The sequence below is a fragment of the Kribbella koreensis genome, assembly GCF_039525325.1.
GTDB classification, from domain to species: Bacteria; Actinomycetota; Actinomycetes; order Propionibacteriales; family Kribbellaceae; genus Kribbella; species Kribbella koreensis.
In genome coordinates this window covers 309833-322957 of record NZ_BAAAHK010000003.1, presented here as the reverse complement: position 1 = coordinate 322957, position 13125 = coordinate 309833, and the positions used below count along the sequence as shown (strand labels likewise).

Genomic DNA, 13125 nt, shown 5'->3' with positions numbered 1-13125 from the left:
CCCGCCCCGCCACGGCCGTCGTCGCGGACGGACAGGTGCAGGCGGCCGTCGGCTACCCGGGCATCGATCCACACGGTCGATGCGTCGGCGTGCTTGGCGGTGTTGGCCAGTGCTTCGGACACGACGTAGTACGCGCAGACCTCGACCGGCTCCGGCAATCTGCCCGGCACCTCCACCGCCACCTCCGCCGGGACGGTACTGCGGCGGGCCAGCGACTTGAGGGCTGGACCGAGGCCGCCCTCGGTCAGGATCGCGGGGTGGATGCCCCGGGAGAGCTCACGCAGTTCGTCGAGCGCGGTGGTGAGCTCGCGAGCGGCGTCGGCGAGCTGGGCCCGTACTTCCGGGTGCTCGGCCGGTACCGCTGCCTCGCCCGCGCGGAGCTGAAGGGCAAGCGACACGAGTCGTTGCTGGGTCCCGTCGTGCAGATCGCGTTCGATCCTGCGCCGGGCCCGGTCGGCGGCCGCGACGATCCGGACCCGCGAGCCGGCCAGCTCCCGCCGTCCTTGCTCGACCGCGGCGGCCATGGTGTTGAAGCTGCGCTGGAGTACGCCGATCTCACCCACGCCACGGCCGGGCACTCGTGCGCTCAGGTCGCCGGCGGCTAGTCGACCGGCCATCGCGGCGGTTCGGCGTACCGGGCGGAGGATTCGCGAGTTCAGGTACCAGGTGAACAGCGCCACCAGCAGGATTGAGCCAGTCAGGCCGGCGGCCGCTGCGATGATCGCGCGGCGAGCCACGCCGTCCACGCTGTCCTGCCGTACTGCGGCCAGTTGGCTCTCAGCTGCCAGCAACTGATCGAACTGGGTGCGCATCGCGGTGACCCGTCGCTGGTCTTCCTCGGTCGCGGCGAGGACGTTGACCGCGGCTCTGTTCCGTTGTGCGGCGGCGATCAGAGGTTCGGAGTAGTCATGCAGGTAGGAGGTGCCGGCCTGGGTGAGACGCACGGCGCGCGCGTGCTGCTCGGTACTGCCTGCGACCAGGTCCTCGAGTGCGCTGGCCTGTTGGGGGAAGGCGGCTCGGGCCTGCTGCCAGGGTTGCAGAAACTCCGCGGACCCGGTCAGCAGGAAGCCGCGCTGACCGGTCTCGAGGTCGACGACCAGCCGCTCCAGCCGGTTGGTGGCGACCAGGACGTTCTCGGACTGCTCCGCGCGGTGCTCCATCGCCCGCAGTTCCGCGATCGAGGAGAGCAACACGGCGAAGGTGGCACCGATCATCAAGGCCAGCAGGCCGGTCGCGATCATCGTGCGAACGGTCAGACCGTTTCTACCGCCCACGGACACCGTCGAGCGTCTCTGTGATGGCGCTGCCGGACAAGGCAGTCTTCGGAAGGAACCCGATCGCCGGGCTGGCGGCGATCAGCTCGGCGTAGTCCTCCTCGGAGTGCAGGGAGATCAGGATGATCGGGATCGGGTCCGTGCCGGCCTGCGCAGCCAGCTGCCCGGCGAGCCGCAGCCCGCTCTCACCGCCCAGGTCGATGTCGACCAGCAGGACGTCCGGACGCAACTCGGCCGCCAGGCGCAGCGCCTGCTCACCCGTCGACGCCGTACCGATCACCGAGACGCCGTCACGCTCCAGGACCGTCCGCGCGACCGCGAGGAACCGGTCGCTGTCGTCGACGATCAGGCACCGAAGCATGCATCCACTGTCTCAAGCCGCTGCACCGTCCGCATTCCCGGTAGCCGGAATCCGTCCGGCCCACCGTAGTTCGGTCGGCGTGGTCCGGTCGGCCGTGGGCTGCTCGGCCGGGGCCCGGCGATAGGCTGAGGTAATGGCGATCAACTCGCCGGGCGAGCCGTCCGGGACCGAGGACGGCCGGACGCGGGTTCTGCTGGCTGACGACGACGTGCTGTTGCGCGAGGGGCTGGCGAGCCTGCTCGAGCGGTCCGGGCTCGAGGTGGTCGGGCAGACCGGCGAGAGTCAGTGGATCCTCCCGCTGGTCCGCGAGCTGAAGCCCGACCTGGTCGTGCTGGACATCCGGATGCCGCCGACGAACACGGTCGAGGGATTGGACGCCGCGCGGGAGATCCGCAACGAGCTCCCGGCGACCGGGATCCTGGTGCTGTCGGCCCACGCCGAGGTCGAGCACGCAATGGAGCTGCTGGCGACCGGTCAGCGGATCGGTTACCTCCTGAAGAGCCGCGTGACGGACGTGGAGGAGTTCATCGACACGGTCGGGCGGATCGTCCGGGGCGGCTCGGTGATGGACCCCGCGCTGGTCCAGGAACTGGTGAGCGCCCGTCGCCACAACGACCCGCTCGCCGGCCTCAGCCCGCGCGAGCGCGAAGTACTCGAGCTGATGGCGGAGGGCCGGTCGAACGCCGGTATCGCCCGGCGCCTCTGGGTGACCGAAGGCACCGTGGAGAAGCACGTACGGCACATCCTCGCCAAGCTGGGCCTGCCGGAGACGGACGAGGACCACCGCCGGGTCCTCGCCGTCGTCACCTTCCTGGAGAGTCGCTGACCGCCTCCGGTCAGCACAGCGTGATCAGGACCGGATGATCAGGACAGGGTGATCAGGCGGGAGCCGTGGGACGGTACGGACGCGGCGGTCCAGGACTTGTTGGCCTTGCCGAGGTCCTGGCGATTCACCAGATCGCGGACCTTCTTACTGCCGTGGAGGCCGAGCTGACTCCATCCGACGGTGATGTCGGCGGGGGTGTCGCCGAGGTTGTAGACCGCGACGGCGAGACGGCCGTCGGGGAGGCGCTTCTTCCATACCTGCAGGGTTCCGTCGGTGACCCGGGTCGGGATCACGCCGGCCTGGTCGACCGCGATCACCTCGCGGTTGGTCAGGATGGCCTTGGCGCCCTGGTCGAGGTTGGCGAGGTCGCCGCCGACGTACAAGGGTGACGAAGCCATCGACCAGAACGTCATCACGCTCTGCCGTTCGATGTCGGTGATGCCGTCCTGGATGCCGGTGCCGGTGTTGTTGTTGATCGGCATCGAGTCGAGGTCCGGCCAGTAGTTCGGCCTGACCACGTCGAGCCAGTTCGGCAGGTCCTCCCAGCGGTTGTCGACCGAGCTGGTCCAGGTGGCGACGGTGTTGCAGTAGCACTCGACGTCGGTGTCGACGCGGACGCTGTTCGCCCAGGGCGCCAGGCCTTCGCCGGCGTCACGGGGTACCGGCCAGGCGCTGGCGGTCAGCCACATCCTGCGGCCGCTCTGGTCGATCGCCTGCGACCAGGCCTTGATGTCCGCGATGTTGTCGGTGGTGACGCCGTCGACCTTGACGAAGTCGACGCCCCAGGAAGCGAACTTCTTCGCGATCGAGTTGAAGTAGGCCTGCGCGCAGGGCTTGGTGAAGTCGATCTTCCAGTCGCCGCCCCACATGTTGGTCTTGGTCAGCGGGTAGACGGTGATGTCCTGCGTCGTGCAGTTCGTGCCGACGATCGGCGCGTTCTTGTCGTAGATCGCGGTCTGCAGTCCGGCGCCGCCGTACAGGCCGATCTTGAGGCCCTTGCCGTGGATGTAGCGGGCGAGGCTGGCGATGCCGTTCGGGAAGCGCTCCGGGTCGGCCTCGGGGATGCCGTTGGCGTCGGTGCGGAACTCCCAGTTCCAGTTGGCGTTCCAGCCGGCGTCGAGGTTGATGTTGGTATAGCCGGCCTGCTTGAGGTTCTTGGCCATCGAGTCGGCGGCGGACTTGATGTGGCCCTCGGTGAGCCACTTCGTCCCGTAGTCGGGGTTGCTGGAGGACTGCACACTCCAACTGCTCCAGCCCATGAAGGGCTTGACGCTGAAGTCGCTCTTGGCGTCGGCGGTCGCGCTGGTGGAGACCAGCGTCGCGGTCAGGACGACAGGAAGGGCGGTTGCCAGGGCGAGTGCACGGCGGAGGATGCGGGCTGTTGGCATGCCAAGTACCGTACGAGCCGTTACTTAACGGCGTCAAGAATTCACGGCATTGACACTGCCGCGGTGAACTAATACGTTTCAAATCCGCTGATGTGTATGGCATTTACATATGCGAATTGAGGCTTGATGATCGCCGCGCTCTCGCCCCGCGTGCACAGCTATCCGCTGCCGCCGATCTATCCCGTGTCCGCCGACTTCGCGGTCGCGGTCAACGGGGAGAACGTGCCGGTCACCGCGTTCGCGCCCGAACCGGGTGGCGGGGTCGAGTACCACTACGCGCACTTCTCCTTCCGGGGCACGGTGAACGTCCAGGTCAGCACGAGACGCAAGATCACCTCGTACTCCGTAAGCCCCCTGGCCCTCGAAATCCCCACCGAGGTGAGCGGCCACACCCTGACGTTCACGCTCGACCGCAGCCGCTACCTGATCGTGAAGATCGACGACCTTCGCGAACTCGTGATCGCGGCCGACCCGGAGGAGGTTGATCCGCCCGGCCCCGCCGGACCCGGGATCTTCAACGTGTACACGGATTTCGGCGCCGACCCGACCGGACGGACCCCGGCCACCGATTCGGTGCAGGGCGCGATCAACGCGGCGAGCGAGGCCGGTGGGGGAGTCGTCTACGTCCCGGCTGGGGTGTTCACGATCGGGAACATCGTGTTGCGGTCGCGGGTGCACCTCTACCTGGCCGGCGGATCGGTGCTGCGGGCAACGGGTACTCCGCTGGTCTACTCGACGCAGTTCCACCATGACAGTTTGGGGATGGACGGCACCTGGCTGGTCTCGACGGCGCCCGGCTCTGTCGATGTGACTGTCTCCGGGCGGGGGACGATCGATGGCCAGGGTGCGCGGATGCGCAAGGAGAGTGGCTATCTCAATCACTTGCTGGTGCCGGTCGGTACGCGTGGGCTGGTGGTCGAGGGCATCATCGGGCGGGACTCGGGGTCGTGGGCGTTCCTGCCGAGCCGGTGTTCCGACGTACAGATCAGCAACTACAAGGGGTTTCAGACGCAGCGGCAGTTCGAGAACGACGTGCTGGACATCAACGAGTGCCAAGACGTCACGGTCCGGCGTGCGATCGCGATCTGCGAGGACGATCCGTACTCGACCAAGGCCTGGGCCGAGGATGCGAACATCGCGATGAGCTGGCCGCATCCGCGTCAACCGGTCGAGCGGGTGTTGTTCGACGATGTGGTTGCGTGGACGCATTGCGCGGCGTTCAAGGTCGGCAACGGGCATTACTCGCATCAGCGCGACATCACCTATCGCAACGGCTGTGTCTACAACGCGACCAGGGCGATCGCGATCGATCCTTGTTACGGCAGCGAGCCTTGCAGCGGGATCTTCTATCAGGACATCGACATCGAGTCGCTCGATCACGACCGCGGCAATCAGAGTTGGCTGCTGATCCACACGCGCGAGCGCGGCCTGGGGATCGGGCCGGTCTCCGGCGTACGGATCGAGCGGATCAACGTCCGCAGCCAGGGTGGTATGAAGCCTCTCGTTGCCGCCGGCAACACCGAGGGCGCGATCACCGATGTCGTACTTCGCGACGTCGTGCTCGAGGGCACGCCGCTGCGATCCTTCGACCAACTCGGCATCAGCCTCGACACCAACGTGCAGGAACCGGCCGTGACCTACGGGGAGGCCTGAGGCCCAGTACGCTTCTGGGATGCGAGGTGTGGGTGAGTAAGGGCTGGTGGTGGCTCGTGGCGGGGGCCGTCGTGGTTGCGGCCTGGGCTGCGCGTGGCGGCGACGATTCGCCGGCACCGGAAGCCGCGTCGAAGCCCGGTGTGTCGGCGTCGCCTCAGCCGGCCAAGTCGACTGCCACGCCGCGGCCGAGTGTGACGGACCGGCCCAGCGCGACAGAGCGGCCTAAGGTGACGGAGCCTCGGGCGGATTGGTACAACAACTACGATCCGGCCGAGTTCGCAGTACCGGTGCGGAAGTATGCGAAGCGGGCCGGGGTCAGTGCGCAGTTGCTGATGGCAATCTTGTACAACGAGGCGTACAAGCCACATGACCCGCAGTTGGAGCGGTCGTGGCAGCATTTCAAGGAAGACTCGGCGTTCGGGATCGCCAACATGCATCGGGCGGCCTTCGACGACACCAAGCGTGGGCGGTTCGGCAAGCGGCAGTGGGAAGAGCTGCCCGATCATCCCGACCTGGCGATCGAGGCGGCCGCCTGGCATCTGCATGATCTGGCCAGGCGGCTGCCCGACCGGCGCAGCGGGAAGTACAGCAAGGACGAGTTGCTTGCCCTCGGCTACAACACTGGGGCCGGGAACATGAGGGCCTTCGCGACCGGTGCCGAACCGGGGGCTCAAGCGCAGTCGTATCTCGACAACCTGCACGAGAACTGGGACAAGGCCGCGAAGGCCGTCAGCTAGCTGGTGTCCGGCTAGCAGTTCAGCGTGCCGGCGCGGAGCGCGTGCTTGCTGGTGTTGTCGTCGTCGGACCAGAGCACGGTCTTGCGACCGCTGGAGCAGGCCGGCGAGATGGCGAAGCCTTCGTTGTTCAGGTTGGACATCCCGGACGGACGGTTGTACGTCGCGGTGACCGCGAACCTGCCCTGCGCGTTGATGTCCAGCGTCTTGGTCTGGCCGGAGCAGTTGTTGTCGCAGACTGCCCACAGGTGGCCGGTCGCGGCGTCGAACTCCAGGTCCATCACGGCCGAGAAGCCGGTGCTGATGGTGGCGACCCGGGTGTAGCCGCTGTTGGACTGGTTGAGCGCGTACGCGTAGATGGTCGCGTTGTCCTCGAGCCCGACGAAGTACAGGCCAGTGCCGTGGCCCGCGTAGCTTGCGGGGGAGTAGGCGGCGCCGGTGTGCTCGTCGCGGAACCCGTGGGCGGTGAGGAACGAGTCCGGGATCCAGGAGATGCCTTCGAGGCCGCCGTTGGGGTCGACGTCGGGCAGGTCGGCGGTGAGGTTCCACTCGGCGTTGGCATTCAGCGTCGACGACGAGGAGTCGGGATTGAAGCGGAGTATCTTCAGCAGGCTGTTGTCATTGTCGTCGTTGTTCCGCTCGGTCGCGGCGACCAGGCCGTCGGGCGTGACGACCACGCCTTCGGCATCCGGGTCGCCCGAGCCGTTGCTGTAGTGCAGGGTCCGGCCGCCGACCGGGTCCGGTTGCCAGGTCGCGCCGTTGGGAACGAGTCTGTACGCCTTGCCCGGGCCGTTGTCGACCGCCCACAGCACGGTCGCGCTCTGGAACGACAGGCCGCTCAGGTTCGTGCCGAACACGTTGCTCGCGTCGGCGATGGTGACGGCGGACCCGCCGGGCCAGGTGGTCGCGGCCCAGCTGTACGACGTACCGGAGATCCCGAGTCCCGCGACCAGCAGAGCCGTGACTCCGACGCGCGCTTTCCCAAGCCAGCTCATCTTCTGTCCTCTCGAAGGGGGCAACCCCGCGAGTCTGGGGTGAGCGAGCGACTACTGGCTGAACACGTGCTGTCGAAAAGCAGTCGGCTCCGGGCCGAGTGCGCCACGGCGTTCCGGGTGCATGATCGGACCCATGGATACCAGGGGTGGGCTCGAGTCGATGATCACCGGCTTCCGGACCTCGGCGGCGCTCAGCGTCGCGGCCGAGCTCGGACTGTCGGACGAGCTGGCGAAGGGGCCGCGGACGGTCGCCGAGCTGGCGACCGTGGCGGGAGCGGATGAGGAGACGCTGGCGCGGTTGCTGCGGGCGCTGGTCGCGATCGGCGTCTATGCGGAGGCGGACGGCGCGATCAGCAACACGGCGGTGGGGGAGATGTTGCGGTCGGACGTGCCCGGTTCGCTTCGGCCGCTCGCGCGGACGTTGCAGGATCCGGCGCTGTGGGCGGCGTGGGGGCATCTCGGGCACAGCGTGCGTACCGGCGCGAATGCTTTCGAGGCGTTGCACGGCGTCGACGTCTGGACTCATCGGCAGGGTCAGCCGGAGCAGAACGAGATCTTCAACGACACGATGACCGCGCTCAGCTGGAAGATCGCGACGGCGGTCGCGGAGACCTATGACTTCTCCGGCTTCCGTACGGTGGTCGACGTCGGTGGCGGCAAGGGGATCGTGCTGGACGCCGTACTGCGAAACAACGAGCAACTCACCGGCACGGTCTTCGACCAGGAACACGTCGTCGCGACCGAACCGGCGTCCGCTGCCGTCGCGTCTCGCTGGTCCGCCGTCGTAGGCGACTTCTTCACCGAAGTCCCGCCCGCCGACGTCTACCTACTCAAGTCGATCCTGCACGACTGGCCCGACGACCGCTGCGTCGACATCCTCAGCGTCTGCGCCCGCGCGCTGAACCCAGGCGGCGTCGTCCTGGTCATCGAAACCATCCTCGACCGCCCCGGCCAAGAGGCTCAAGCCGCCTTCTCCGACCTCAACATGCTCGTCCTCCCCGGCGGCCGCGAACGCACCGCAACCCAGTACGCCGAACTCTTCACCGCCGCCGGCCTCCACCAGACCCGAGTCCTCGACACCCCCACCCGAATGTCAATCCTCGAAGCCCGTTAACGCCAGGCAGTACCGGGCGCTTCGACGTATTGCGTCCAGACGTGTCGCCACGGGATGACGGCGACCACTATGACGATGAAGGAGCAGCTGAACAGGACGCTGCCGGTGTCCGCGTCCACATCGTCGGCGAGGAGGTGGGGGAGTGCGACCGCGACGAACCAGATGACCTTCCAGAGCACCTCCAGCAGCAGGACCGGGAGCAGCCGGACCGGGTACCGCAGGCCGACGATCGCCAGCAGCGACATCGCGGTCAGCAGGCAGGCGACGACGCCTTCCATCACGGGCAGCGAGCGGGCGTCCTGGATGACGACCGGCCATTTGACGATCGCCAGTCCCACCGCCATGAACGCGTAACCGGCGCGCAGCACGTTCAGCCGGCGGATGGACAGTTCTTCGGTGGGCACTACCTCGAGATGGCTCATGCCTCAGAGTGGGGCCGCCGGGTGGCGTTACCTAATGTCGTTGCTGTTTGTGGGAAATGAAGAAGGCCCGAACTGTGGCTGGGTCGATGCCGTGGGGGTGGTGGTCGGCGCCGGGGCGGATGACTACCTCGGAGGGGCCGCCTAGGTTGGTGTAGTTGGCGACGAGTGGGATGGAGTTTTCGTTGGCCGGTACTGCGCGGTCGGCGTCTCCATAGGCGACCAGCACGGGGATGCGGGCGGCGGCGAGTGGGGCGAGTTTGCTGATGGGGCTGATTGCGGCGACGGCGTCCAGGTCGGTGGGGTCGAGGGCGTAGACCTTCAGCATTTGCTGCCACTCGGTGGGGGCGGGTTTGGCGTCGCCGAGGCCGCCGGGCCAGCTGCGGAGGTCGCAGACGGCGTTGTCGAGGTAGATGGCGCTGACGCAGTCAGGATGGGCCGCCGCCCAGGAGATCGCGTACAGCCCACCTCGGCTGAGAGCGATCAGACCGGGCCGCGGGTCGAAGCCGAGTTCCTCGACCAGGAACCGGTACGCCGTCCACCACGCCGCTATCGCCACCGGATCGCCGTACCGGTCAGGCACCTCGACGTAGACCAGATGCCAGCCGGCGTCGAGCATCGCGCAGTCGGCATCATCGAAAGCCCCAAGAAACTCCGCCCGCCAAACCCAAGGCACCCCCGCCGCCGAGCTCTCCCCGGCCGACCCGCCCATCTCGGCCGACGCCCCCACCCCGGCCGACGCCCCCGCCGCTGCCGCTGGCCTCGCCCCGGCTGGCGGCTCGACGCCGGGTGGGGGACTGATGATGCGGACGGTGACGCCGTCGATCTCGCGCGTCGAGAGTGGGTAGCGGTCTCGGTAGGTCGTCACAGGTGCCTCGGTCCTCTCCGATTTTCGGGGAACAGTACCGGTCGTGACACGATGGCGGCGTGCGGCTGTCTTCGGGTGCGTTGCCGGGTGGCGACGAGGCGATGGAGCTGGCCGTCGCCCACGCTTTGGTGCGCCAGGCATCCACCGGCGACCTCACCGAGGCCCTGCGGATCTACCGCCCAACCGCTCCCGTCGTCGTCTTCGGCCGCCGCGACACCCGCCTCCCCGGCTTCGCCGCCGCCGTCCGATCCGCCCGAGCAGCCGGCTTCGAACCATTGGTACGAGCCGTAGGCGGCCGCCCAGTCGCCTACACCCCTCAAGCCCTCGTCATCGACCACGTCAAACACGAACCGCTGGCCCCCGACGGCCTCGAAACCAGATTCCAGCACTTCGGCGACCTGTACGCCGAACTCCTCCGCGACTCCGGCATCGACGCCCGCGTAGGGGCAGTACCCGGCGAATACTGCCCCGGAGCCCACAGCGTCAACGCCCGCGGCACCGTCAAACTCATCGGCACCGGCCAACGCGTCATCCGCAACGCCTGGCTCTTCAGCACCCTGATCATCCTCGGCGACGATGCCCAACTCCGCCCCCTCCTCACCGACATCTACCGCCACCTGGACCTACCGTTCGACGCAGCCTCGGTCGGCTCCCTGACGTCGGAGCGCCCCGACCTCGACACCACCACCTTCGAGCAACACATCACCACCGCGTACGGCGTACAAGAACCAACCGAACTCGACGACACCACCATCGAGCTGGCGAAAGCGCTGGCCGCCGACCACCGGGCGTAGCGGGGCCCGGCTGCCCGGGTAGCGATTACTTAACGGCGTGAATAATCCTGCCTCTGGGATCTTGACATCACCTGTTGTAGGCATGAGGGTTCCAATATCCTATCCGATCTGTGGTTCTGGTCTGCGTGAGCTGCGGGGGCGGACGGACCACAAAGAAGGGTCATCTTTCATGTCCAGGTTCCTTCGTAACAAGACGAGGCGAGGCGTTCTCGCGGGGGTTCTCGTCGCCGCCGTTCTCCCGATCGGGTTGACCGCTTCCGCCGCTCAAGGGCCGGGCGGAGCCAAGCCCGCGCCGAACGCAGCGGACGCCAAGACCAAGACCACGACCAGTACTACGGCCGGCAGCATCTCGATGCCGGCGAACGTCGTCACCAGCGGGAGCCCGTCGCTCGGGCCGGCGGGGGCGATCGCGGCGAAGCCCTACATGGGGTGGAGCAGCTACAGCATGCAGGTGTACTCCAACGACGGCGGCAACTGGATCAACGAGGCCCAGATCACCGCCCAGTCGGACGCGATGCACAAGAAGCTGCAGCCGTACGGGTTCGACCGGATCAACATCGACGCGGCCTGGAACGGCGGCACCGACGAGTACGGCCGGCCCGTGCCGAGCACCAAGCTGTACCCGAAGGGCCTGCCGGCGCTGATCAAGCACATCCACGACAACGGCCAGAAGGTCGGCATCTACAGCATCCCCGGCATCTCGAAGGCCGTGCTGGACGCCAACTACCCCGTGTATGGCGCCCCGGAGTGCCGGACCGGCAACCTGGCCAAGCAGCCGCTGCAGCAGGGCGACTACTGGGGCTTCGGCTACCGCGTCGACATGGACAACCCGTGCGCGCAGAAGTACATCGACTCGATCGTCGACCTGATGGCCTCGTGGGGCGTCGACTTCCTGAAGTTCGACAGCGTCACGCCGGGCTCGGGCAAGAACGACCTGTCCCTCGACGCCCGCGACGAGGTCAAGGGCTGGTCGCAGGCGCTGGCCCGGCACAAGATCTGGCTCGAGCTGTCGTGGGCCCTCGACATCAATTACGCCGACTACTGGAAGTCGGTCGCGAACGGCTGGCGGGTCGAGTGGGACGTCGAGTGCTACTGCCCTGGTGAGGCACTCACGGCCTGGCCGAACATCAACCGGCTGTTCCCGAAGGCCGCCGACTGGTGGCGTCACGCCGGTCCGGGTGGCTGGAACGACTTCGACTCCCTCAACGTCGGCAACGGCACGATGGACGGTCTGACCAAGGACGAGCGCCGTACGGCGGCAACGCTGTGGGCCGTCTCGGCCGCGCCGTTCTACATCGGCAACGACATGACCAAGCTGGACCAGTACGGCGTCGAGCTGCTCACCAACCCCGAGGTCATCGCGGTCAACCAGGCCGGGCGTCCCGCGCAGCCGGTGTCGACCAAGAGCAACAAGCAGGTCTGGTACTCGCTCAACGCGGACAGCTCCTACACCGTTGCCCTGTTCAACCTCGGTACCACCGAAGCGGACATGACGGCGAAGTTCTCCGACCTCGGTCTGGACGGTTCGGCGACGGTCCGCGACCTGTGGGCTCGTCGCGACCTCGGCCAGTACAACGGCAGCTACACCGCGGCCGTCGTACCGCCGCACGGCGTCCGGCTGTTCAAGGTCACGCCGGCCAAGAAGGCCGCGATCCGGGTCAACGACGACGACCTGCGCGTCGCGTACGACGGTGTCTGGACGCGGAACAACAACAACGAGGTACCGGCCGTGTCCGAGCCGCTGACGGTCAACGTGACCGACACCGGCACCCAGACGCCGCCGGTCGCGGGCAACGGTGGCACCCGGACCGTCGAGCTCAACAACGACAACTCCGGCATCGTCTACACGGGGTCGTGGAGCCGTAGTACCGGGCGCGGACTGGGTGACTACCAGGACGACGTCCAGTACACCGAGACCAACGGCGACGCGTTCTCGTACAGCTTCGTCGGCAACGGCGTCGACTACATCACCGAGAAGGACCCGTCCCAGGGCGAGGTCGAGATCTACGTCGACGGCGCGCTGAAGGCGACCGTGGACACCCATGCCGACTCGCGGTCGGCACAGCAGACGGTATTCAGCATCTCGGATCTGCCGAACGGCAGCCACACGATCCGCGGCGTGAAGAAGTCCGGCCAGTTCATGCTCGTCGACAAGCTGGTGATCCGGCAGGAGAGCCTGCTGAACCCCGGTACGGCGTCCTTCGACAAGCAGGCCCAGGCCGACGTCACCACCGAGATCGCCCGCGATCCCGGCGAGCTGGCCTCGGTCGCCAACGCCGGCAAGCTGCTGGTCAAGGGCACCGACTACACCGTCGCGGGCAAGGTCGTGACGATCAAGAAGGAGTACCTGGCGACCCAGCCGGTCGGCAGTACGAAGCTGGACTTCAGCTTCAAGGGTGACTACCGCGACGACGTGCACGCGGCGACGGCCGACGGCGCGTCACTCACCTTCGCCTTCAAGGGTGTCAGCGTCGACTGGGTCACCGCGCTGGCTCCGGACCAGGGCAACGCCGACGTCTTCATCGACGGCAAGCTCGTCACCCGGGTCAACCTGCACAGCGACGCCCGGCTCACCACGCAGCCGGTGTTCAGCAAGACCGGTCTGACGGACGGCAACCACACCCTCAAGATCGTGAAGGTGTCCGGCGACGTCCTACGCAACGACCAGCTCCGCTACACGCTCGCCAAGTAGAGCAACA

Annotated in this window: 12 protein-coding genes; 6 read left to right on the top strand and 6 right to left on the bottom strand. The window is 67.3% G+C overall.

What is annotated here, in order from left to right:
• The coding region (locus tag ABD116_RS05395) for a sensor histidine kinase (RefSeq protein WP_343965430.1) at positions 1 to 1241 on the bottom strand (1241 nt) is incomplete at its 3' end.
• A gap of 22 nt (positions 1242 to 1263) precedes the next feature.
• On the bottom strand, positions 1264 to 1635 hold the full coding sequence (locus tag ABD116_RS05390) for a response regulator (protein ID WP_343965428.1): 372 nt from the start codon (positions 1633 to 1635) through the stop codon (positions 1264 to 1266).
• 133 nt (positions 1636 to 1768) lie between these two features.
• On the opposite strand from ABD116_RS05390, the gene ABD116_RS05385 reads away from it, so the two are divergent.
• The gene (locus tag ABD116_RS05385) at positions 1769 to 2461 is read left to right on the top strand and encodes a response regulator (RefSeq protein ID WP_343965426.1); all 693 of its coding nucleotides are present in this window, start codon (positions 1769 to 1771) and stop codon (positions 2459 to 2461) included.
• Positions 2462 to 2499: 38 nt separating this feature from the next.
• Here ABD116_RS05385 and ABD116_RS05380 read toward each other — a convergent pair whose 3' ends face one another.
• Complete coding sequence (locus ABD116_RS05380; protein ID WP_343965424.1) at positions 2500 to 3849, bottom strand: glycoside hydrolase family 27 protein; 1350 nt, start codon at positions 3847 to 3849, stop codon at positions 2500 to 2502.
• A gap of 126 nt (positions 3850 to 3975) precedes the next feature.
• On the opposite strand from ABD116_RS05380, the gene ABD116_RS05375 reads away from it, so the two are divergent.
• On the top strand, positions 3976 to 5502 hold the full coding sequence (locus ABD116_RS05375; protein WP_343965422.1) for a glycosyl hydrolase family 28-related protein: 1527 nt from the start codon (positions 3976 to 3978) through the stop codon (positions 5500 to 5502).
• A gap of 227 nt (positions 5503 to 5729) precedes the next feature.
• Positions 5730 to 6239: a transglycosylase SLT domain-containing protein gene (locus tag ABD116_RS05370; protein ID WP_343965420.1), complete on the top strand. Its 510-nt coding sequence runs from the start codon at positions 5730 to 5732 to the stop codon at positions 6237 to 6239.
• 11 nt (positions 6240 to 6250) lie between these two features.
• Here ABD116_RS05370 and ABD116_RS05365 read toward each other — a convergent pair whose 3' ends face one another.
• Positions 6251 to 7231 (bottom strand): hypothetical protein, encoded by a 981-nt coding sequence (locus ABD116_RS05365; protein ID WP_343965418.1) that lies wholly within the window; start codon positions 7229 to 7231, stop codon positions 6251 to 6253.
• A 133-nt stretch (positions 7232 to 7364) separates the two neighbouring features.
• Between ABD116_RS05365 and ABD116_RS05360 the strand changes: the two genes are divergently transcribed.
• The gene (locus ABD116_RS05360; RefSeq protein ID WP_343965416.1) at positions 7365 to 8345 is read left to right on the top strand and encodes a methyltransferase; all 981 of its coding nucleotides are present in this window, start codon (positions 7365 to 7367) and stop codon (positions 8343 to 8345) included.
• Here ABD116_RS05360 and ABD116_RS05355 read toward each other — a convergent pair.
• Both ABD116_RS05355 and ABD116_RS05350 read right to left on the bottom strand, forming a co-directional pair.
• On the bottom strand, positions 8342 to 8767 hold the full coding sequence (locus ABD116_RS05355; RefSeq protein WP_343965414.1) for a hypothetical protein: 426 nt from the start codon (positions 8765 to 8767) through the stop codon (positions 8342 to 8344). The genes ABD116_RS05360 and ABD116_RS05355 overlap by 4 nt on opposite strands.
• 31 nt (positions 8768 to 8798) lie before the next feature.
• Complete coding sequence (locus ABD116_RS05350) at positions 8799 to 9632, bottom strand: alpha/beta hydrolase family protein (RefSeq protein WP_343965411.1); 834 nt, start codon at positions 9630 to 9632, stop codon at positions 8799 to 8801.
• A 59-nt stretch (positions 9633 to 9691) separates the two neighbouring features.
• Here ABD116_RS05350 and ABD116_RS05345 point away from each other — a divergent pair, with 59 nt between their 5' ends.
• Both ABD116_RS05345 and ABD116_RS05340 read left to right on the top strand, forming a co-directional pair.
• Complete coding sequence (locus tag ABD116_RS05345; protein WP_343965409.1) at positions 9692 to 10426, top strand: lipoate--protein ligase family protein; 735 nt, start codon at positions 9692 to 9694, stop codon at positions 10424 to 10426.
• A gap of 169 nt (positions 10427 to 10595) precedes the next feature.
• Complete coding sequence (locus tag ABD116_RS05340) at positions 10596 to 13118, top strand: X2-like carbohydrate binding domain-containing protein (protein WP_343965407.1); 2523 nt, start codon at positions 10596 to 10598, stop codon at positions 13116 to 13118.
• Positions 13119 to 13125: the final 7 nt, after the last annotated feature.

Excerpts from the sequence above, each read along its gene's own strand:
- ABD116_RS05390 (WP_343965428.1), bottom strand. The coding sequence starts at position 1,635 with ATGCTTCGGTGCCTGATCGTCGACGACAGCGACCGGTTCCTCGCGGTC.
- ABD116_RS05385 (WP_343965426.1), top strand. The coding sequence starts at position 1,769 with ATGGCGATCAACTCGCCGGGCGAGCCGTCCGGGACCGAGGACGGCCGG.
- ABD116_RS05380 (WP_343965424.1), bottom strand. The coding sequence starts at position 3,849 with ATGCCAACAGCCCGCATCCTCCGCCGTGCACTCGCCCTGGCAACCGCC.
- ABD116_RS05375 (WP_343965422.1), top strand. The coding sequence starts at position 3,976 with ATGATCGCCGCGCTCTCGCCCCGCGTGCACAGCTATCCGCTGCCGCCG.
- ABD116_RS05365 (WP_343965418.1), bottom strand. The coding sequence starts at position 7,231 with ATGAGCTGGCTTGGGAAAGCGCGCGTCGGAGTCACGGCTCTGCTGGTC.
- ABD116_RS05360 (WP_343965416.1), top strand. The coding sequence starts at position 7,365 with ATGGATACCAGGGGTGGGCTCGAGTCGATGATCACCGGCTTCCGGACC.
- ABD116_RS05355 (WP_343965414.1), bottom strand. The coding sequence starts at position 8,767 with ATGAGCCATCTCGAGGTAGTGCCCACCGAAGAACTGTCCATCCGCCGG.
- ABD116_RS05340 (WP_343965407.1), top strand. The coding sequence starts at position 10,596 with ATGTCCAGGTTCCTTCGTAACAAGACGAGGCGAGGCGTTCTCGCGGGG.